The sequence below is a fragment of the Actinoplanes sp. NPDC051346 genome (genome assembly GCF_040682215.1).
Taxonomy (GTDB): domain Bacteria; phylum Actinomycetota; class Actinomycetes; order Mycobacteriales; family Micromonosporaceae; genus Actinoplanes.
Genome location: NZ_JBFBAJ010000026.1, coordinates 1 through 19,914 on the forward strand (window position 1 = coordinate 1; position 19,914 = coordinate 19,914).

Annotated in this window: 15 protein-coding genes; 6 read left to right on the plus strand and 9 right to left on the minus strand. The window is 69.3% G+C overall.

Annotated elements, in window-relative coordinates:
- Positions 1 to 655: 655 nt before the first annotated feature.
- The gene (locus AB0M36_RS36615) at positions 656 to 1,060 is read right to left on the minus strand and encodes a cobalamin B12-binding domain-containing protein (RefSeq protein ID WP_364167164.1); all 405 of its coding nucleotides are present in this window, start codon (positions 1,058 to 1,060) and stop codon (positions 656 to 658) included.
- Positions 1,061 to 1,474: 414 nt separating this feature from the next.
- Here AB0M36_RS36615 and AB0M36_RS36620 point away from each other — a divergent pair, with 414 nt between their 5' ends.
- Together AB0M36_RS36620 and AB0M36_RS36625 are read left to right on the plus strand one after the other, a co-directional pair.
- Positions 1,475 to 2,209 carry a M23 family metallopeptidase gene (locus tag AB0M36_RS36620; RefSeq protein ID WP_364167166.1) on the plus strand — a complete coding sequence of 245 codons (735 nt, stop codon included), beginning with the start codon at positions 1,475 to 1,477 and terminating at the stop codon, positions 2,207 to 2,209.
- 1,130 nt (positions 2,210 to 3,339) lie between these two features.
- Entirely contained in the window at positions 3,340 to 4,065 is a 726-nt protein-coding gene (locus AB0M36_RS36625; protein WP_364167168.1) for a peptidoglycan DD-metalloendopeptidase family protein, read from the plus strand.
- Between the two features lie 271 nt (positions 4,066 to 4,336).
- Here AB0M36_RS36625 and pcrA read toward each other — a convergent pair whose 3' ends face one another.
- A complete protein-coding gene (pcrA, locus tag AB0M36_RS36630) occupies positions 4,337 to 6,820 on the minus strand; it encodes a DNA helicase PcrA (RefSeq protein ID WP_364167170.1) in 2,484 nt (827 codons plus the stop codon).
- 198 nt (positions 6,821 to 7,018) lie between these two features.
- Between pcrA and AB0M36_RS36635 the strand changes: the two genes are divergently transcribed.
- Together AB0M36_RS36635 and AB0M36_RS36640 are read left to right on the plus strand one after the other, a co-directional pair.
- Positions 7,019 to 8,875: a bifunctional metallophosphatase/5'-nucleotidase gene (locus AB0M36_RS36635; protein WP_364167172.1), complete on the plus strand. Its 1,857-nt coding sequence runs from the start codon at positions 7,019 to 7,021 to the stop codon at positions 8,873 to 8,875.
- A gap of 409 nt (positions 8,876 to 9,284) precedes the next feature.
- On the plus strand, positions 9,285 to 9,530 hold the full coding sequence (locus AB0M36_RS36640) for a chorismate mutase (protein WP_364167214.1): 246 nt from the start codon (positions 9,285 to 9,287) through the stop codon (positions 9,528 to 9,530).
- Positions 9,531 to 9,790: 260 nt separating this feature from the next.
- On the opposite strand, the gene AB0M36_RS36645 is transcribed toward AB0M36_RS36640, so the two are convergent.
- The 7 genes from AB0M36_RS36645 to AB0M36_RS36675 form a co-directional block, all read right to left on the minus strand.
- On the minus strand, positions 9,791 to 10,807 hold the full coding sequence (locus AB0M36_RS36645; RefSeq protein WP_364167173.1) for a dipeptide ABC transporter ATP-binding protein: 1,017 nt from the start codon (positions 10,805 to 10,807) through the stop codon (positions 9,791 to 9,793).
- A 73-nt stretch (positions 10,808 to 10,880) separates the two neighbouring features.
- Positions 10,881 to 11,912 carry an ABC transporter ATP-binding protein gene (locus AB0M36_RS36650; RefSeq protein ID WP_364167174.1) on the minus strand — a complete coding sequence of 344 codons (1,032 nt, stop codon included), beginning with the start codon at positions 11,910 to 11,912 and terminating at the stop codon, positions 10,881 to 10,883.
- 8 nt (positions 11,913 to 11,920) lie between these two features.
- Positions 11,921 to 12,862 carry an ABC transporter permease gene (locus tag AB0M36_RS36655; protein ID WP_364167175.1) on the minus strand — a complete coding sequence of 314 codons (942 nt, stop codon included), beginning with the start codon at positions 12,860 to 12,862 and terminating at the stop codon, positions 11,921 to 11,923.
- Complete coding sequence (locus AB0M36_RS36660) at positions 12,855 to 13,781, minus strand: ABC transporter permease (protein WP_364167177.1); 927 nt, start codon at positions 13,779 to 13,781, stop codon at positions 12,855 to 12,857. The genes AB0M36_RS36655 and AB0M36_RS36660 overlap by 8 nt, the downstream gene beginning before the upstream one ends.
- A gap of 135 nt (positions 13,782 to 13,916) precedes the next feature.
- On the minus strand, positions 13,917 to 15,548 hold the full coding sequence (locus tag AB0M36_RS36665; protein ID WP_364167178.1) for an ABC transporter substrate-binding protein: 1,632 nt from the start codon (positions 15,546 to 15,548) through the stop codon (positions 13,917 to 13,919).
- A gap of 270 nt (positions 15,549 to 15,818) precedes the next feature.
- Complete coding sequence (locus tag AB0M36_RS36670) at positions 15,819 to 16,484, minus strand: response regulator transcription factor (protein WP_364167179.1); 666 nt, start codon at positions 16,482 to 16,484, stop codon at positions 15,819 to 15,821.
- On the minus strand, positions 16,481 to 17,701 hold the full coding sequence (locus AB0M36_RS36675; RefSeq protein ID WP_364167181.1) for a PspC domain-containing protein: 1,221 nt from the start codon (positions 17,699 to 17,701) through the stop codon (positions 16,481 to 16,483). Before AB0M36_RS36675 ends, AB0M36_RS36670 begins: the two co-directional genes overlap by 4 nt.
- A gap of 199 nt (positions 17,702 to 17,900) precedes the next feature.
- Here AB0M36_RS36675 and AB0M36_RS36680 point away from each other — a divergent pair, with 199 nt between their 5' ends.
- Positions 17,901 to 19,496: a PspC domain-containing protein gene (locus AB0M36_RS36680; protein WP_364167182.1), complete on the plus strand. Its 1,596-nt coding sequence runs from the start codon at positions 17,901 to 17,903 to the stop codon at positions 19,494 to 19,496.
- Between the two features lie 38 nt (positions 19,497 to 19,534).
- Positions 19,535 to 19,894, plus strand: coding sequence for a hypothetical protein (locus tag AB0M36_RS36685; RefSeq protein WP_364167184.1), 360 nt, complete (start codon positions 19,535 to 19,537; stop codon positions 19,892 to 19,894).
- The last annotated feature ends 20 nt before the right edge of the window (positions 19,895 to 19,914 follow it).

Consider the following 19,914-nt stretch of genomic DNA (forward strand, 5'->3'; position numbering starts at 1 on the left):
GCCCGCCGCGCACTGCGGCCCGCCACGCCGCCCGCTCACTACGGCCCGCCGCGCACTGCGGCCCGCCACGCCGCCCGCTCACTACGGCCCGCCGCTCACTGCGGCCCGCCACGCCGCCCGCTCACTACGGCCCGCCGCGCACTGCGGCCCGCCACGCCGCCCGCTCACTGCGGCCCGCCGCTCACTGCGGCCCGCCGCGCCGGCCGTTCACTCCGGCTCGTGGGGCCGGTCGCTTTCTGGCGTTCGCATTGGTGAAGGCCGCTCTGGCGCAGTCACGCGCTTCGGGTTGGGACGCCGCTCGTTCGTTGTGGCGGGGTCTAGCGGGCGGTTTGGGCCGGCGGTGGGGGACGGCTGGGAGGTGCGACGGCCTTGGTGCGGTAGCCGCCGGAGGCGGTCCGGCCCCGGTGTTGCGGTTGGGTGCCTACGGCCGCGTACCCAAGAAATCAAAAGATCTTGACCCCGCTGAAAACAAGCGCGTAACCCCGCCCCGGAGGCGTCGTTGAGTGTGGTGTCGGCGCGCTGAGCGACGACGAATGCGGCCGATGCCCTGTCGGTCGAGGGGTGGCGGCGGGGCATCGTGCATGAGAGGCCGGACGTGTGAGGGGTGCGTCCGGCCTCTCCCCTTAACTCTTTGCAGCTATTTAGTGATTATCCGTCAAGAAACGGGTGTCGCTACATTGGCGCGCACCCATTCGATGATGGATGCCGTCGTCGCGCCCGGGGTGAAAATGTGCGCGACGCCGAGCTTCTCCAACTCGGCGATGTCGTCGACGGGAATGATGCCGCCACCGAAAACCACGATGTCGGTCGCGTCTCGTTCGGCGAGCAGTTCCAGCACCCGGCGGAAGAGCGTCATGTGGGCGCCGGAGAGCACCGAGAGGCCGATCGCGTCGGCGTCCTCCTGGACGGCCGTCTCGACGATCTGCTCGGGCGTCTGGTGCAGCCCGGTGTAGACCACCTCCATGCCGGCGTCACGCAGGGCCCGGGCCACCACCTTGGCCCCTCTGTCGTGCCCGTCGAGCCCTGGCTTGGCGACGACGACCCTGATCCGTGCTTGCATGTTGCGACCCCTTCGGCGCGCGTCGAGTCAGACCTTAACGAACGGTAACCCGATGGCGTTGAACCCTGGTAGCCGCCGCTCCGTACTACCGGCCGGCATCGGAGCGGCCCGCCACTCGGATGCAAGCACCGTTCACCGTATTCCACGTCACATTACGTTGTGTTTGTTAGACAGTTACGGAGAGCCAACCGTGCCGCTCCTCAGAAAAGCTGACCAACTCGGACAATCACCGTCGAATGCTCCGACAGAACTGTCAGGGAATTGGCGCTGCGACTTGTGACCGGCGTTGCGTTTGGCTACCGTGGCTCCCGGCTGTCAACCGGTTAACCCCGGACCTGCGGCTCGGCAAACCACCGTTCAGCACGTGTTCGCCTTCGGTGGCTGCCGCTTTTCGCCACCGACGGAGGATTGTTCGTGCGTCAGCGCTTGTCGTCTGAGCCCGACCGCTATCGCGGCCGTCGCCGTGTGCCCACCCCTCCGCGCAGCCGCTACGCCGCGGTCGTCACCTCAGCCTTCGTCGGCGCGGGAGTCGTCGCCCTCGGATCGGCGTCACAGCTCCCCGACGCCAAGGCCGTCAACCCCACGGTCCTGCAGAGCCTCGAGGAAGCCTCCAGCGCCCAGGAAGCGCTCGCGGAACGCTCGGCGGACCCCGGCACCCGCGCCTCCCGCGGCGAAGAGCGCACCGTCGCCGCCGCGGTCACCGAGGAGGAGGCCGCCGCCCAGACCTGGCTCCTGCCCCTCGAGGACTACGAGTTCACCTCGCCCTACGGCGTCCGCTTCGGCAAGCTCCACGCGGGCATCGACCTGGCAGCCCCGGAGGGCACGCCGTACAAGGCGGTCCACGGCGGCAAGGTGACCTCGGCCGGCTACAACGGCGGCTACGGCTACTCGATCACCATCAAGCACGACGACGGCACCGAGATGATCTACGCCCACTCCCGCCGCCTGCTGGTCCAGGCCGGCGATGAGGTCCAGGCGGGCCAGATCATCGGCGAGGTCGGCAACACCGGATACTCGTACGGGACCCACCTGCACCTCGAGGTGCACGTGAACGGGTCGCCCACCGACCCGATCGGCTTCCTGCGCTCCCACGGGGTCGACATCAAGCTCAAGATCGAATCCGTGATGGGCGCGCTCGCGGCTTCCTGAGCCGGCCTCTCGACCTCCGAGCCGGCCTCTCGACCTCCGAGCCGGCCTCTCGACCTCCGAGCCGGCTTCTCGACCTTCCGAGCCGGCATCTTGCGGCCGCCCTGAGCCCGCTCTCTCGCAGCCTCCTGAGTTGCCCTCCCGCGACCTCCTGAGCCGCTCCTGCCGTTCCCCCTTCCTGGGCCCCGCCGGTCGCCGTTCAGGCCGCGACGACGGCGCGGACGCCAACGCGCCATCGACTCCGCAGACCACACTGCGCCGCGCACGCGCGCCTAGCAGCTAAACCCTCCCGCGCACGGCTGCCGCGCGCCCACACGCCGAACCTCAGGGCCGCCTTCCCGCCGCCCGTGGGCCCACCCGCCCAGGACCCACCGCCCACGCGACCGGCGCAACCGATCCAGCGACCCCGGCGGTTCACCGGGCCGCGACCAGCGGCCAGCGAGTCGGCGACCAGCGACCGAGCGGCCCGCGACCGAGCGGCCAGGCCCCGGCGGCCCGCGACGCGGCAGCCAGGCCCCGGCGGCCAGCGACCCGGCGGCCAGCGACCCGGCGGCCAGCGACCCGGCGGCCAGCGAGCCGGCGGCCAGCGAGCCGGCGACCAGCGACCAGCGACCGAGCGGCCCGCGACCAAGCGGCCCGCGACCGAGCGGCCCGCGACCAAGCGGCCCGCGACCGAGCGGCCAGGCCCCCGACGGTAAGCGAGCCGGCGGTCAGCGACCCGGCAACGCGGCGCCTGCGGCCAGTGGGCCAGCGACGCCCTCGACGGCGGCACCTGGAACGCCGGCGGCCCGCCCCCAAGCAGGTGCCCGTCCCGCTGATGGGGCCGGTGGCGGTGCGCGAGCACTCCGGCGGCCAGCGGCGGCGGCGGCGGCAGCGGCAGCGGCAGCGGCAGCGGCAGCGGCAGCGGCAGCGGCAGCGGCAGCGGCAGCGGCAGCGGCCAGCAAGTCAGCGATCCGAGCCCTTTGCAACCTGCTGGCAACCGGGGCGGTAGCAGGTCAGGGAGCCTGCTCAGGCAGCCCGGGCGCCATGCCGACAGGCAGGTGTCAGATCGCAGTCGGAGCCTGGAGGATCAGCCAACCGTGCAGCATCGAGCCCCACGGAACGTGCACGGTAAGCACCGCAGGACCACTCCGTTGCACAGCCACCGTGCACCGCGTGATCCGATCGCCGAGAAGGGTCGCTATGCCGTGGCCGCGGCTCTTGTCGCGGGCGTGGGCGTCACCGGGGTCGCCGCCGCGAGTGACGGCGCCGGGCCGGCCAGTGCGGTCGCGAGGGCGAACAGCCAGGCGACCATGATTCCGTCACCCGGCATCACGCCGTCACCGGCCGCGACGCCGTCGAGCGGTGTGGCGCAATCGACCAGCGTGGCGCCGTTGCCGGCGGCGGGGGTGGCGCCGGGCGGCCAGCCGTACGTTGCGCAGCGTCGCAAGGTCAAGCCGCTTCCGCAGTGGGTGAATCCGATGCCGGAGGGCTCGGTCACGTCCTGCTTCGGCCAGCGTTGGGGCCGCCTGCACGCGGGTGTCGACCTTGCCGCTCCGATGGGTACTCCCATTCGCGCGGCGGGCAAGGGTGTCGTGGTCTCCGCGGGTGCCGCCGAGGGGTACGGCAACGCGGTGCTGATCGACCATGGGAACGGCTACCTCACCCACTACGGCCACATGTCGGTGATCACGGCGACGGCGGGCCAGCGGGTCGAGGCGGGCGATCAGATCGGCGAGGAGGGCTCGACGGGCCACTCGACCGGGCCGCACCTGCACTTCGAGGTGCACCAGGGCAGCTACCAGAACCCGATCGAGCCCACGCAGTGGATGCACGAGCACGGCGTCGACATCGCCAGCTGCGCGACCTTCACGAACTGATCCGAACAGCCCGGAACCAAGAACGGGACAACCGCGGCAGTCACGACCCGACCAAACCGGCCACAAGGCCGTGGCCCCAAGGCCCCAAGGCCCCAAGGCCCCAAGGCCCCAAGGCCCCAAGGCCCCAAGGCCCCAAGGCCCCAAGCCCACGGCCACAAGGCCACAAGGCCGCGGCCACACGGCCACGGCCACACGGCCACGGCCACAAGGGGCCATGGCTACAACGGCCCCGGCAACCTCACCCCGGGAAGCCGGCCGAGGGCCGCAACGCCTACAGCTTTTCGATGGGTGCGTGTCGTAGCACCAGCCACATGACCTGGTCGCCGAAGTCGATCTGGGCGCGGGCTCCTGGGCCCTGCCCCTCGACGGTCACCACCCGGCCCAGCCCGTATCGCTGGTGGTTGACCCGGTCACCGGCCGCCACCTTCGGGGCCTGCTTCATCTCGCTGGCCGTGGTGAGCTTGCTGGCGTCCACCCCGAGCCGTTCCGCGATGCGTTGCGCCTTGGGCGTGCCCCCGGCGAAGCCTCCGCCCCGGCCGAAGCCGCGCTCCGAGTCGCGACCGTAGTCGCCGCCGCGGCCGCCCACGCCGCCGCCGGTGCCCGACCATGAGGTGTACGAGCCGGCCGTGCGCTCCCAGCGCACCAACTCAGGCGGCAGTTCGTCGGTGAACCGGGACGGCGGGTTGTATTGCGGCTGCCCCCAGCCCGAGCGGGTTACCGCGCGGGAGAGGTACAGCCGTTGGCGGGCGCGGGTGATGCCGACGTAGGCGAGGCGCCGTTCCTCTTCCAGTTCGGTGTTGTCGCCGAGGGCCCGCATGTGCGGGAAGACGCCGTCCTCGAGGCCGGTCAGGAAGACCACGGGGAACTCGAGGCCCTTGGCCGTGTGCAGCGTCATCAGGGTGACCACGCCCTGGTGGTCCGGGTCGTCGCTGGGGATCTGGTCGGCGTCGGCGACCAGGGCGACCTGCTCGAGGAAGCCGGCCAGGGTCGCGGCCTGCGGCTCGTCCTCCTCGGCCTGGGCCTCGACGCGTTCGGTGTATTCGCGGGCGACGCTGACGAGCTCCTGCAGGTTTTCCACGCGGCCCTGGTCCTGCGGGTCGAGGCTTTCCTCCAATTCGGACAGCAGTCCGGAACGCTGGAGGACGGACTCGAGCACCTCCTCCGGCGGGGCCGTCCGCGACAGCTCCCGCAGATCGTCGAGAAGCTGGACGAAGTCCGCGATGCTGTTGGCGGCGCGGGTGGAAATGCCCGGTGCGTTCCTGGCGTGGCGCAGCGCCTGGCCGAACGAGATGCGGTCGCGAGTGGACAATGCCTCGACGCAGGCCTCAGCACGGTCGCCGATGCCTCGTTTCGGGGTGTTCAGCACCCGGCGGATGCTCACCGTGTCGTCGTCGTTGACCACCGCGCGCAGGTAGGCGAGCGCGTCGCGTACCTCCTTGCGCTCGTAGAAGCGCACGCCTCCGACGACCTTGTAAGGCAGGCCGACGCGGATGAAGACCTCTTCGAAAACCCGGGACTGCGCGTTCGTACGGTAGAAGACCGCGACATCCCCAGGGCGCACCTCATGGTTGTCGCCCAGCCGGTCGATCTCCCGGGCGACCCAGTCGGCCTCGGCGTGCTCGGTGTCGGCGACGTAGCCGACGATCTGCTCGCCGGCGCCCTGGTCGCTCCAGAGCCGCTTGGGTTTGCGGCTGGTGTTGCGGTCGATGACCGCGTTCGCCGCGGACAGGATCGTCTGGGTGGAGCGGTAATTCTGCTCCAGCAGGATCGTGCGCGCGTCGGGGTAGTCGCGTTCGAACTCGAGGATGTTGCGGATCGTCGCGCCCCGGAACGCGTAGATCGACTGGTCGGCGTCGCCGACCACGCACAGCTCGGCCGGGGGAACCTCGCCGCCCTGGGTGCCGACGAGCTCCTTGACCAGCATGTACTGCGCGTGGTTGGTGTCCTGGTATTCGTCGACGAGCACGTGCCGGAAGCGTCGGCGATATGCCTCGGCGACGTGGGGGTGCGACTGCAGCAGGTGCACGGTGGCCATGATGATGTCGTCGAAGTCGAGCGCGTGCGCCTCGAGGAGGCGGCGCTGGTAGAGCTCGTAAGCCTCGGCGACGGCCCGCTCGTTGGGGCCCTTGGCCTTCTCCTTGAACGCGGCCGGGTCGACCAGCTCGTTCTTCAGGTTGGACACCTGGGCGGCGAGGCCGCGGGCGGTGTAGCGCTTGGGGTCGAGGTCGAGCTCGCGGGCGACCAACTGCATCAGGCGCCGCGAGTCGTCGGCGTCGTAGATCGAGAAGGTGCTCTTGAGCCCGGCGTGCTGGTGCTCGGCCCGCAGGATGCGCACGCAGGCGGAGTGGAAGGTCGATACCCACATCAACCGGGCGCGCGGGCCGACGATCGCGGCGACCCTTTCCTTCATCTCGCCGGCGGCCTTGTTGGTGAAGGTGATCGCGATGATCTGGCCGGGATGCACGTCGCGCTCGGCGAGCAGGTGGGCGATCCGGTGGGTCAGGACCCGCGTCTTGCCCGACCCGGCACCGGCGACGATGAGCAGCGGCGTGCCGGCATGGGTGACCGCGTCGCGCTGCGGCCCGTTGAGGCCGGCCAGCAGCGCCTCCGGGTCGAGGCGCCGCGCCGGCGGGCGCCGCGCCGGCGGGCGCCGCGAATCTCCCTGGGTGACCGTGGCAGGGACCGAGGACTGGGCCGGAGGCTGGACCGCAGGCATCGCGAACAGGGGCTGGGTATTTTCGGGAAGGGCTCGCATCGCGCGGACAAGTCTATGCCCGGGGTCCGACAATATCTTCGTGGCCTGGGGCCGCACCAAGGGCGGAAACGCCACGAAAAGGTTGCGCGACCGGCGCTCGCAACCAACCTGTCATCCGGAAGTGGTAGCGCTGACCAGCATCGATGCTCCAGGCTGTCGAGGTTGATTGATCTGAATCCGACCGGGAGACCCAATACTATGAACCACCCCCGCCATCGCGGCTGGGCTGTGCTGCGTCATCTCGCCGTGCCCGCCCTGGCACTGGCCGTCGTCGCCACACTGCCGTTGACCCGCTCCGAGGACGCGCCCGCGGCCCCCGAGTACAAGGCCGGCCTCGCGCCGATCAGCGTCAACTACGGGCTCGGGTACGGACCGACCGTCAAGGGTCAGTTCCTCAGCTACAACGACTTCCACGGCGCCATCGACCCGCCGGGCGGGTCCGGGGCGGTCGTCAACGGCGTGCCCGCGGGCGGCGTCGAATATCTGGCCACGTACCTGAAGAACCTGCGGGCCGAGGCCGCCACCGAGGGCCGGCAGACGGTCACCGTCGGCGCCGGCGACCTCATCGGCGGCTCGCCGCTGGTCAGCGCCGCGTTCCACGACGAGCCGGCGATCGAGCTCATGAACGAGGTCGGCCTGCAGGTCTCCTCGGTCGGCAACCACGAGTTCGACGAGGGCGTCAACGAGCTCATCCGCATCCAGCGCGGCGGCTGCCACCCGGTCGACGGGTGCCAGGACGGCGATGGATACCGCGGGGCGAAGTTCACCTATCTCGCCGCGAACACCATCAACAAGAAGACCGGCCTGCCGATCCTGCCCCCGATCGACATCAAGTTCATCAAGGGCCAGCCGGTCGGCTTCGTCGGCCTGACCCTGGAGGGCACCGCCGGGATCGTGAACCCGGCCGGCATCAAGAACGTACGGTTCGCGAACGAGATCGAGACCGCCAACAAGTGGGGCACCCTGCTCAAGCTGTTCGGCGTCAAGGCGCAGGTGCTGCTCGTGCACCAAGGCGGCCAGCAGAAGGGCTCCGATGACAACCCGGTGCCCGGCGTCTCCGACTGCAACGACTTCAGCGGTCCGGTCGTCGACATCGTCAAGGGCCTCAACCCCGAGTTCAGCCTGGTGGTCTCGGGGCACACGCACAAGTTCTACTCGTGCGAGCTGCCGAACTCGAAGGGCACCTCGGTGGTGACCAGCGCCGGCAACAACGGTCAGGTCGTCACCGACATCGACTACAGCATCGACCGGCGCACCGGCCGGTTCGCCGAGATCACGGCGAAGAACGTGGTGGTCGAGAACGGCGTGCCCGACGGCAACGGCGGCTGGAAGAAGGACCCGGTCACGGGCGCCTTCCTCAAGAACCCCGAGACGGTGGACGCCAAGGCCAAGAAGGTCGCCGACAAGTACCGTACGGCGGTCGCGCCGATCGCCAACAAGGTCGTCGGCACCATCACCGGTGACATCGTGCGGATCGCCGGCGCCAACGGCGAGTCGCCGCTGGGCGACGTCATCGCGGACGCGCAGCTCGCCTGGACCAAGGGCGACGGCGCGCAGCTCGCGCTGATGAACCCGGGCGGCATCCGCGCCGACTTCGACGCCGAGGCGTCCATGGGCGGCGAGCCCGACGGCAAGGTCACCTACGGCGAGGCGTTCGCGGTCCAGCCGTTCAACAACCTCGTGGTGACCCAGACCCTGACCGGCGCACAGCTCAAGGACGTCCTGGAGCAGCAGTTCGTCGGCTTCGGCGGGCAGACCACCCAGCGCATCCTGCAGGTGTCTGCCGGCCTGACCTACACCTGGAACAGCACGTCGCCGGCCGGCTCGAAGGTGTCCGCGCTGGCCCTGAACGGCACGCCGATCGACCCGGCCGCCTCGTACCGGGTGACGTCGAACGACTTCCTCGCCAACGGCGGGGACGGGTTCACGAACCTGGCGCTCGGCACCAACCGGACCACCGCGCAGGGCTTCGACATCGACGCCCTGACCGGATACCTCGGTGCCGGCAACCCGATCGCGCCCGGCCCGGCCAACCGCATCACCAAGGCCGGCTGAGCGGGATTTCCCGATCGTGTCTCACGGTTCGGGCCGTTTCCTTGCGGGACGGCCCGGGCCGGGGTCATACTCGCTTCGTGATTCAGCGCGCTTCGTATTTTTACTACGGCACCGGAGGTCCGGCGACCGTAGGACGCGTCTGAACGACATGCCTACATCAAGCCCCGGGCTTCCCAGCCCGGGGCTTGATGCTGTCCGGACTGGGTCGACCGCGGCGTCAGCACCCGAGGAGCAGGACATGAGCGCAGACCTGATCGACCAGCCCGCGAGCGCGGCCGCCACCGGCCACGACACCGCCAAGAACGGCAACGACGCCGCCCGGCACGGCCACGACACCGCCAAGAACGGCAACGACGCCGCCAGGCACGGCCACGACACCGCTGGCCGGCAGACCGGCACCAGCGACCAGCTGGCCGCCGACGAGATCCACGCGATCCGTGAGCGCATCGACGCGATCGACCAGGCGCTGATCGACCTCTGGCTGGAGAGATCACACCTGTCGCAGCAGGTGGGCCGCACCCGCATGGCCTCCGGCGGCACCCGCCTGGTGCTGTCCCGCGAACGCGAGATCGTCGAACGCTTCCGCGAGGCCCTCGGCCCGGACGGCACCCAGGTCGCCCTCCTACTCCTCCGCGCCGGCCGCGGCCCCCTCTGACCGGCTCGCTCCAAGGGGTGCGACCCCCTCTGACCGCCACCACCCTGGGTTTGATCTTTGGTTTGAGCTCAGCCACTCACGCACCTGGCAGGGTGCGGGTGACCGTTCAGGAGCCGCCAGGCGACTGGTCACCCGCGCCCGGTCTCTGGCGGGAGCGACGTCTAGGACCACGACGAACCCGAGTCATGAAGAATTTGATCTTTCGTCGCGCCAAAGCAGAAGGGGCCCGCCCACCGGACGGACCCCTTCATCAACAAACCTCACACCGCGTGAACCACGTCCCGCGGCTCTGCGAAGTGGCAGGCGCTCGGGTGCGGCGACCGCTCCCGGATCTGCAGCAGCGGTTCCTGCTCGGCACAGATCGGCTGGGCCTTCCAGCAGCGCGTGCGGAACCGGCAACCCGAGGGCGGGTTCGCCGGCGACGGCACGTCGCCCTCCAGGACGATCTGGTCGCGGTGGCCGCGCAGCCTCGGGTCCGGCACGGGTACGGCAGACAGCAGAGCCTGCGTGTACGGGTGCGTCGGGCGCTCGTAGATCTGCTCGTCGTTGCCGATCTCGACGACCTTGCCGAGGTACATGACCGCGACCCGGTCCGAGATGTGGCGGACCACGGACAGGTCGTGGGCGATGAAGATGTAGGAGAGGCCGAAGTCGTTCTGCAGCCCCTCCAACAGGTTGATCACCTGCGCCTGGATCGACACGTCGAGCGCGGAGACCGGCTCGTCGCAGACGATGATCTCGGGCTTGAGCGCGAGCGCGCGGGCGATGCCGATGCGCTGGCGCTGGCCGCCGGAGAACTGGTGCGGGTAGCGGTTGACGTGGTCGGGGTTGAGGCCGACCGTGTCCAGCAGGTCCTGCACCGCCTTGACGCGCCCCTTGCGGGGGGTCACCTCGGGGTGGATCTCGAACGGCTCGCCGATGATGTCGCCGACCGTCATGCGCGGGTTCAGCGACGTGTACGGGTCCTGCAACACCATCTGGATGTTGCGCCGAGCCTTGCGCAGCGCGCCGCCCTTGAGCGTGACCATGTTCTCGCCGCGGACGTTGATCGAGCCCGCGGTCGGCTTCTCCAGCCCGACGAGCAGCTTGGCCAGCGTCGACTTGCCGCAGCCGGACTCGCCCACCACGCCGAGCGTCTCGCCGCGGCGCAGTTGGAGGTCCACGCCGTCGACGGCCCGCACGGCGCCGACCTTCGACTGGAAGAGGATGCCCTGGGTGATCGGGAAGTGCTTCTTGAGACCGCGGGTCTCGAGCACCACTTCGTTGCGGTCGCTCATGCCATCGCCTCCGCTGGCGCTACGGCGATGGCCTTCGCCACGCGCTGACTCACTGATTCGCTCACATGCACGCTCATTCGCCGACCACGTCCCTCCAGAAGTGGCAGCGGGAGGTGCGGCCCGGCGCTACCACGTACGGCGGTGGCGGCGGGTTCTGCCGACACACGTCCTGGGCGTACGCGCAGCGCGGGTTGAAGGCGCAGCCCTTCGGGATGGCGGTCAGCGCCGGCGGCAGGCCGCCGATGACGTTCAGCTGCTGACCCTTCATGTCGAGCCGGGGGATCGACTCGAGCAGGGCCTTCGCGTACGGGTGGGACGGGCGCGCGTAGATGTCGTAGACCGGCGCCTCCTCGACGACCTTGCCCGCGTACATCACGGAGATGCGGTCGGCGACGTCCGCGACCACGCCCATGTCGTGCGTGATGAGGATGAGGCCCATGTTGCGCTGTTGCTGCAACTCCGCGAGCAGGCCCATGATCTGCGCCTGCACGGTCACGTCGAGCGCCGTGGTGGGCTCGTCGGCGATGAGCACCTCGGGGTCCAGCGCCAGCGCCATCGCGATCATCACGCGCTGGCGCATGCCGCCGGAGAACTGGTGCGGGTAGTCGCCGATCCGGGCCCGGGCGGCCGGGATCTTGACCTGGTCGAGCAGCTCGATCGAGCGCCTCTTGGCATCGGCCCGGGACATGCCTCGGTGCTTGCGGAACAGCTCGGCGAGCTGGTATCCGACGGTGAACACCGGGTTGAGGGCCGACAGCGCGTCCTGGAAGATCATCGCGATCTGGTTGGCGCGCACCTTGCGGCGCTGCTTCTCCGACAGCTTCAGCAGGTCGAGACCGCGGTACTTGACCTCGCCCTTGGTGATGAAGCCGGGAGGGGTGTCCAGGATGCCCATGATCGCCTGAGCGGTCACGGACTTGCCGCAGCCGGACTCGCCGAGGATGGCGAGGGTCTCACCGGGCGCCAGCGTGAAGTTGGCACCGTTGACGGCGTGGGCTACGCCGTACTGGGTGCGGAACTCCACGTGCAGGTCGTTCACTTCGAGGAGCGGCGCGCGCGGGTCCAGTCCCGGCAGAACGTCGATCTCCGCCTTGATGTCGGTCATGTCTGCGGTCACCGCAACTTCGGGTCGAAGGCGTCGCGGACCGCGTCGCCGAGCATGATGAAGGCCAGCACCGTGGCCGCGAGGAAGAGGGACGGCCACACCAGCGGCGCGGGCGCGACCCGGGCGACCGGGGTCGCCTCCGCGATCGAGATGCCCCACGAGATGGCGTCGTTCTTCAGGCCGATGCCGAGGAACGACAGGGTCGCCTCGCTGGCGATGTTGGCACCCAACAGCAGGGTCAGCACCACGATGAACGACGCGGTCGAGTTCGGCAGGATGTGCCGCATCATCAGCCGCGCCGGTCCGGAGCCGAGCATCCGGGCGGCCGCCACATAGTCCTGGTTCTTGGACGCGATGACCGAGGAGCGCATGATCCGGGCCGCGGTGGTCCAGCCCAGCACGCCGAGCGTGAGGGTCACCGCCATGACGCCGTTGCTGGTCGGGTCGGACGACAGGCGCTTGGCCAGCACGATGGCGGCGAGCAGGAACGGGATGCCGAGGACGACGTCGATGAAACGCGACAGGAGCGCGTCCGCCCACCCGCCGAAGTAGCCGGCGGCGAGGCCGACGACCAGGCCGATGATCCCGGAGAGCAGCGTCGCCACCAGACTCACCTGCAGCGAGTTGCGCGCGCCGTAGATGGTCTTCGCGTAGACGTCACAGCCCTGGTAGTCGAACCCGAACAAGGCGTTGCCGCTCGGGCCGGCGTGCTGGCGGGACAGGGCGCACGAGCGCGGGTCGCCGGCGCCGAACAGCCCCGGGAACACGGCCATCGCCGTGATGATGATGACCAGCACCGCCGCGAACCAGAAGATCTTGCTCTTGCGGAGGTCGATCCAGGCGTCGGCGGCCAGGCTGCGGGGCTTGTCCTTCTTGTTCGCGTGCCGGGGCTCGGTCGGCGCTTCGCCACTGGGGCCCGCGACCGCGGCTACCGCGTCGATGTCACTCATAACGAATCCTTGGGTCGAGGGCGGCGTACATCAGGTCGACCAGCAGGTTCACGACCAGGAAGACGATCACCAGGATGCTGACGAACCCCACCACGAGCGGACCGTCCTCGGTCCGGATGCCGCGGAAGAGGTTGAAGCCGACCCCCGGGATGTTGAATACGCCTTCGGTCACGATCGCGCCGGACATGAGGCCGCCGATGTCGACGCCGATGAGCGTCACGACCGGAATGAGCGAGTTGCGCAGCACGTGCACGCCGATCACCCGCTGGCGGGACAGACCTTTCGCGCGGGCCGTGCGAACGTAGTCGGAGCGTAGGTTCTCCGCGACGGAGGCGCGGGTGACCCGCAGCTCGGTCGCCAGCACCAGGCTGCCCAGCACGACGGCGGGCATGAGCAACGCCCAGAGGGTGGGTTCAGCGCCGGCTGTGGGCGGGAACCAACCAAGCTTGATGCCGAAGATGAGCTGGGTCAGCGGGGCGAGCACGATGATCGGCAGCGACAGGATGATCAGCGTGATCACCAGCGTCACGTTGTCGAAGAGGCCGCCGCGACGGATACCGGAGATGACGCCGGCCGTGATGGCTACCGCGGCGACGATGATGATCGAGAGGACCGCGAGCTTGATGGTGATCGGCCAGGCCGTCTCCATCATGTCGGCGATCTTGCGACCGGTGAGCGAGGTGCCGAAGTCCCCGGAGAGCAGGCCCTTCATGTAGTACCAGTACTGCATGAAGAACGACTCGTTGAGGTGGTAACGCTCGGTCAGCGCGAGGCGGACGTTCTCGGAGATGGGTCGTTCGCCCGCCAACGCCTGGAGGGGGTCGTCCTGGTTGGCGAACATCAGCGCGTAGACGATGAAGGTGGCCCCGAAGAACGTCAGGACCATCTGCAGTAGGCGCCGCACGATATAGCGGAACATACGGATTTAGCCTCTTCCGCGGAAGATGCGCCGCGTGGCGTCGTGGGCCAGGCGGCTAATAGGAGGGGATACACACAACGGTGGCGCCACGGTTTCACAAAAACCGTGACGCCACCACTGCACGAACGGCTTAGCTCACTTCTTCACTTCGATCTTGTAGAGGTCCACCTTCGTGAAGATGTCGACCTCCACGTTGGTGACCTTCGGCGAGTGGCCGAAGTTGTTCTGACCGAACCGGAGCGGGATGACCGGCATGTCCTTGGCGAGGATGTCCTCGGCCGCCTGCCACTTCGCCTGGGCCTCGTCGGTCGTCTTGGCCGCCGAGCCCTCCTTCAACAGAGCGTCGAAGGCCGGGTTGCTGTAGCCGTAGTAGTTCGAGGAACCACCGGTGGCGAACAGCGGGCCGAGGTAGTTCTCCATCAGCGGGTAGTCCATGACCCAGCCGAGGCGGATCAGGCCGACCGGCTGCTTCTTCTCGACCTTGGTCAGCAGGTCGGCGAACTTGGGCTCACCGACGCCTGTGCAATCGATGCCCAGCGAGGCCTTGACCTGGTTGCACATCGCGTCGACCCAGGCCTTGTGACCACCGTCGGCGTTGTAAGTGATCTGGACCTTAGCCGGACCACCGTTCGCCGTCCAGAGCTTCTTGGCCTCCGTCGGGTTCCACTCGCAGTTGGCGCCACAGGTGTTCTCGCGGTAGCCGGCGACCGCCGGCGACACGAAGCTCGTGGCGGGCGTCTGCGACCCGAGGAAGATCTGGTCGGTCATCTCCTTGCGGTTGATCGCCATGGAGAGGGCCTTGCGGATCTCGGGGCTCTTGAACTCCTTCTGGAACGTCGGGAAGCCGACGAACTGGAAGGCCGAGCTCGGGCTCTTCTTGAAGCGCTCGCCCAGGTCACCCGGCGCGGCGGCCAGGCTCTCGATCGGAATCTGGGTCTGCACGTCGTCGTTACCGGCGACCAGGTCGGCGTACTCGGCCTTCTCGTCCTGGTAGATCTTGAAGGTCACGCCGTCGATCTTGGGCACGGTACCCTTGAAGCCCTGGACCTTCTCGACCTCGATCTTCGAGTCGTGCTGCCAGGTGCCCTTCATCTTGAAGGGGCCGTTTCCGATGATCGCGTCCTCGAAGCCATCGGCGATCTTGCCGGGGGCGGAGAACGCGGCCTTCGGCAGCGGGTGGAAGGCCGTGTAACCCATGACGGACTTCCAGCCGGCGAACGGCGTCGTGAGCGTCACGGTGAAGGTGGTGTCGTCCACCTTTTTGAGACCGGTGAGGGTCTTGGCCTTCGGCTCGGGGGCCTTCTTCGGGCCCTCTTCGCCGTCCGGGTCCTTGGACTGGAGGTCCGCGTAACCGTCGATGCGCTCGTAGAAGTAGGAAGCACCCTGGGCGTTGGGGCCGTAGGCGCCGTAGTTCCAGGCGTCGATGTAGTTGTCGGCGACAACCTGCTCGCCGTTGTGGAACGTGAAGCCTGGCTTCAGCTTCACCGTCCAGACCTTGTTGTCGTCCGAGGTGATGGACTCGGCGGCAAACTCGACGGGCTTGCTCTGCGCGTCGAAGTCGACGAGCGGGTAGAACAGTGCGGCAAGGACCTGCGCACCACCGGTTTCCGTCGTGTTCGACGGAATCAGGTGCTGCGGTTCAGCGATTCCGATGACGATGCTGTTCGAGGCGGAGTCAGCTTCCTCCGACCCACCTCCGCAGCCTGCGGCCAACAAGGCAATGGCGGTCGCGCCGACCGCCATCTTCCATGGGCGATTCCCAAACATGGGAGTGCCTCCTTCAGAGGGCGCTCACGAGGGGTTGTGTGAGTAGGTGCCACCCTTACACAGCGGCCCTAGACCTTGGACGCGCCGTTATCAACCCGATATTCGCCCGTTGCGCCTCAGCGGCCTGAAAAAAGTCATACTTTCGGCCAGCGACAAGGCCCTGACCAGCAACTTTGGGTCAGCCGTAATGGTCCAGCGACGGTCCGTAAGCGCAATGTCGGGTTTCGCCCCTGGCGTGGCGAATCATCCCCGCCGGACGGTTGACGTCGGCTAGACGAGTCGGCGATCCGCGGCCCATCTCGACAGTTCGTAACGGTTGGACATCTGCAGTTTTCGCAACACGTTCGACACATGCGTCTCCACCGTCTTGATGGAGATGAAGAGCTCCTTGGCGATCTCCTTGTACGCGTACCCGCGCGCCAGCAACCGCAGCACCTCCCGCTCGCGGTTGGTGAGCTGATCGAGCTCCGGATCGGCCACCGGGACGTCCGGGCGCGCGGCGAAGGCGTCCAGCACGAAACCCGCCAGCCGCGGGCTGAACACGGCGTCGCCGTCGGCCACCCGCCGGACCGCCGCCGCCAGCTCGTCCGGCGAGATGGTCTTCGTGACATAGCCCCGCGCGCCGGCCCGGATCAGCCCGATCACGTCCTCGGCGGCGTCGGACACCGACAGCGCGAGGAACTTGACCTGCGGGTGCGTACGCCGCATCGCGTCCAACACCGCCCTGCCCCCGCCGTCGGGCATGTGAACGTCGAGCAACACGACGTCGGGCGTGGTCGCGGCGATCCGCGCGACCGCCTCCGCGACGGAGCTGGCCTCCCCCACCACGTCGACGTGCACACCCAGTTCGGCGCGGACACCGGCCCGGAACATCGCATGGTCGTCCACGAGGAAGACGGTGAGGCGTCGTCCCTCCTCGGCGGCAGTCTCGGTCATCGTGCGTTCTCCTTTCCGGCGGCGACGCTGTCGCGCGAGGCGGGCAGTGTCAGGCGGACTTCCGTGCCGTCCCCCGGCTCGCTGCGGATCACGGCCTTGCCGCCGTGTCGCTGCATGCGTCCGATGATCGAGCCGCGTACGCCATGGCGGGTATCTTCCACCGCGTTCGGGTCGAACCCGGCGCCGCGGTCGCGCACGAACACACTCAGCTCGGTGTCCTCGACCTCGGCGTACAGCGAGACGGTGAGCACGCCCGCGTGCCGGGCCGCGTTGACCAGTGCCTCACGCGCGGCGGCGACCAGGGCGGCCACCCGTTCGTCACACTGCGTATCGCCGACGACGACGGTCTCCACCGAGATCGCGTAGGTGTCCTCGACCTCGGCCGCCGCCTGTTCGAGGGCCGCCGCGAACCGCTCGGTCGGCGACGCGGTCGGCTTGTAGAGCCAGTTGCGCAGCGAACGTTCCTGGCCCCGGGCGAGCCGCTGGACCTGCTTGATGTCGGCGGAGTTGCGCTGGATGAGGGCGAGCGTGTGCAGCACCTGGTCGTGGATCATGGCCGCCACCTCGGCACGCTCCTGCTCGCGGATGCGTCCCTCCCGCTCGGAACGAAGCTGGCTGAAGGTGCGCCACAGCAGAGGTGCCACCACCACGCCGACCCCGAGCAGGCCGACCAGAGCGAAGATCACGCCGTTGAAGACCGTGGTGAGGTTGCCCTTGGGAAGGAACACCGCCAGCACCCCGATAACGCCGACGGCGACCAGCACGCCACCGCCGATGAAGCGGAAAACGAACGAGCGGCGGTCACTCTCAGCCACCACGGCGGCGAGCCACGGGGTCTGCGAGGCGCCGTCCTGGTTTCGCCGAGCGGGATCGGACTGGTGCCAGATCACGCCGGCGCCGACCGCGATGACCGCGACCAGCCAGCCGACCGTCCCGGCCACGCTGTCGCCGCTGGAGACCAGTCCCTGCAGGAGCACCACACCCAGGCCGATGGCGCCGAAGGGCAACAGCAGCGCCAGGTCGCGGCGCTGCGGCGTCCCGGTCGGCGCCTGCAGCGGCAGCACCGCCCAGAAGACGGCGTACATCAGCAGGCCCAGGCCGCTGAAGGCGAGGAGCAGGACGAGGGCGATACGGACCGCCGTGACGGGAATGCCGAGATGACGCGCGATGCCGACCGCGACACCGGCGATGACACGGTGGTCGCGCGGCCGGTACAAGCGGCGCGTCGGCGGTACGGCGGTGGCGGTGATCGCTGCGCTCCTCGTGGTTGCGGAAAGGGGCCGGTTCGATCGTCACACGTCCGGCACGCGGGGGCCACGGGGTACTTCCCCGATGAGAGATACCCCAGGATCTCAGGGTGGTGTCAGGGTCGCCGCCTGAGGCGTACCGGGCGGTCTGAACGCCAGTATCGAACTCATGACCGACGAAGCTGCCCAGTCCCGCGAAGCTGCCGGGTCGTCGCAGGACGCTCCGGCACCTTCCGCCGTTCCTCCCGCCGGTGCCGAGCCGCCGTCGGCTGACGCTCCCCCGCCGCCCCCGCCCGGTGCGACGCCACCGCCCGGTGGCTCGGCCAAGGGTGGGAACACGCCGCCGTGGTTCGGCGCTCCGGACGGCCCCACTTTCTCGCGAGAGAAGCTCATCCGTCCCGCCCGAGGCCGCTACATCGCCGGAGTGTGCGGCGGGATCGCCCGCGCCACCAATACCGATCCGGTGCTCTGGCGGGTGCTCCTGGCCGTGCTGGGCTTCTTCGGCGGTGTCGGGGTGCTGGCATACCTGATCGGCTGGCTGCTGATCCCGGCCGAGGGCGACACCGCCTCCCCGGTCGAGTCGCTGCTCGGCCGCGGCCGCTCGACGATGGCCCCGCTCTCGGTGGTGCTGCTCGGCGCCACGGCGATGCTGACCTTCGCGTTCATCGTGCAGGACGGCTTCCGCGCCACGCTGCTGGCGACCGCGGTGCTGCTGTGTGGCGCTCTCGTGCTCAAGAAGTCCTCCCGGGCGGCGGCCTCGGCGCCTGCCGCCGGCGACCCGTGGGTCGCGAACTCCACGTTTCCCGCGGCGCCGCGGGCGTCCTCGGCGCCTCCGACGTCGGGCGACGAGCCGGCGACCGCGTTCGCGGCCTCGGGCGGTCCGGCATCCACCGCGGGACCGGCCGGCGAACCGGTGACCGCACCACTGCCCCCGATGCCACCGCCGCCGGACGCCGCCGCGGGATTCACCCCGATCACGCCGGTCCCGCCGAGCGAGGCACCCAGGCCGCCGGAGCCGCCGAGGTTCGGGCCGCCGGCCGGCGGCTACCGGCCGCCATTCGCCCCGCACGGGCCGTGGGCGCAGGGCGTGGGGCAGCCGCCCCACGGACCGTGGGCGCAGAATGCGGGACAGGCCCCGCCCGCTCCGCCGCGGCCGCCGAAGCCCAAGCGTGAACGCTCGAAGCTGGGCCGGATCACCTTCTTCGGCGTCGTGGTCGTGATGGGTGTCCTCGCCCTGTTCGACCTGGGCGGCGCCTCCGTGCCCGTGTCCGGCTACTTCGCGGCCGCCCTGACGACGCTCGCGCTGGGTCTGATCGTCGGCGCCTGGTTCGGCCGGGCCCGCGGCCTGATCTTCCTCGCGATCCTCGCCACGATCGGCCTGTCGATCTCGACCGGCGCGGAGCGTTTCGGGGCCGAGTTCGCCAACAACTCGTACCGGCCGCAGACGCTCGCGGCCGTGGCCGACCGCTACGACTTCTCGGTCGGCACCGCCACCCTGGATCTGCGCGCCGTCGATTTCGCGGGGCAGAACCAGGCGGTCACCGTGACCATGAAGTGGGGCCAGGTGAAGGTGCTGCTGCCGAACAAGGTCGACGCCAGTACGAGCCTCTCCATGGACGACGGCCGGGCGGTGATCTACGGCAAGGAGATGACCGGCAACCTCGATCTGCAGGGCGCCACGGACCTCGGCCCGGACGGCAAGGGCGGCGGCAACCTGCAACTGACGGTCCAGATGGACGCGGGCAACGTGGAGGTGACCCGGTGAAGGCACACCGTACCGATGGCATTTCGCTCAGTTTTGGATTGATTTTCCTGTTGGTCGCGCTCTGGTGGGCGGTCTCGCAGCTCGTGTCCGTGCGGCTGCCCGAGCTGGGCTGGCTGGTGGCGGGCGTGCTGATCCTCTTCGGGACGGTCGGGCTGCTCGGTGCGATCCGGTCGGGTCGGCGAGCCGAGACGCCAGCGCCGGTGGCGGCGGAGCCGCCCGCGGAGGCCGTGGTGGAGACGCCCGGCGATCTGCCGCCGGAGATGCACGCCGACATCGTGCGGGAGCTGCTGAGCAACCCGGTCGAGCGGATCGACCTGTCGGGATCGTCCGGAAACTCGGACCCGGACAGGAGCACGGGCGAGGACCCGCAGTCTGGCCCCTTCCGGCGCCAGGACTGATCGGATGTGTCGGACGCGGG

What these genes read in the sequence shown, in the direction of transcription:
- AB0M36_RS36615 (WP_364167164.1), bottom strand. Translation starts at nt 1,060, where the DNA reads ATGCAAGCACGGATCAGGGTCGTCGTCGCCAAGCCAGGGCTCGACGGG.
- pcrA (WP_364167170.1), bottom strand. Translation starts at nt 6,820, where the DNA reads ATGCGAGCCCTTCCCGAAAATACCCAGCCCCTGTTCGCGATGCCTGCG.
- AB0M36_RS36635 (WP_364167172.1), top strand. Translation starts at nt 7,019, where the DNA reads ATGAACCACCCCCGCCATCGCGGCTGGGCTGTGCTGCGTCATCTCGCC.
- AB0M36_RS36645 (WP_364167173.1), bottom strand. Translation starts at nt 10,807, where the DNA reads ATGAGCGACCGCAACGAAGTGGTGCTCGAGACCCGCGGTCTCAAGAAG.
- AB0M36_RS36650 (WP_364167174.1), bottom strand. Translation starts at nt 11,912, where the DNA reads ATGACCGACATCAAGGCGGAGATCGACGTTCTGCCGGGACTGGACCCG.
- AB0M36_RS36655 (WP_364167175.1), bottom strand. Translation starts at nt 12,862, where the DNA reads ATGAGTGACATCGACGCGGTAGCCGCGGTCGCGGGCCCCAGTGGCGAA.
- AB0M36_RS36660 (WP_364167177.1), bottom strand. Translation starts at nt 13,781, where the DNA reads ATGTTCCGCTATATCGTGCGGCGCCTACTGCAGATGGTCCTGACGTTC.
- AB0M36_RS36665 (WP_364167178.1), bottom strand. Translation starts at nt 15,548, where the DNA reads ATGTTTGGGAATCGCCCATGGAAGATGGCGGTCGGCGCGACCGCCATT.
- AB0M36_RS36670 (WP_364167179.1), bottom strand. Translation starts at nt 16,484, where the DNA reads ATGACCGAGACTGCCGCCGAGGAGGGACGACGCCTCACCGTCTTCCTC.
- AB0M36_RS36680 (WP_364167182.1), top strand. Translation starts at nt 17,901, where the DNA reads ATGACCGACGAAGCTGCCCAGTCCCGCGAAGCTGCCGGGTCGTCGCAG.